Below are 240 nucleotides of genomic sequence, written 5' to 3'. Positions count from 1 at the left end.
ACAGATGTAAAAACAACCCAAAAATTATTTTTTAATGATGTCCAAAAGATAGCATCGTTAAACAGTTGAATATAATTTTGAAGCCAAATAAATGTTTTATTACTCGTTCCATCCCAACTATAAAAGCTATAAATTGATGTTGCTAGAATCGTATACAGTAAATAGACCACATAAACCAAAAGGGCCGGGGCTATAAAAAGAACAATCGTCATTGCTTTCTTAAAATTTTTATAGTTTGCT

At 29.6% G+C, this 240-nt stretch carries 1 pseudogene; it reads right to left on the bottom strand.

From position 1 onward, the window contains the following. Positions 1-240: pseudogene (locus tag SAY88_RS25570) on the bottom strand (sugar ABC transporter permease); the annotation flags it as partial.

The organism is Halalkalibacter flavus (assembly GCF_036663575.1).
GTDB lineage: Bacteria > Bacillota > Bacilli > Bacillales > Bacillaceae_D > Halalkalibacter > Halalkalibacter flavus.
Note: the sequence above shows the minus strand (reverse complement) of the source record. Positions and strands in the feature narration are given on the sequence as shown.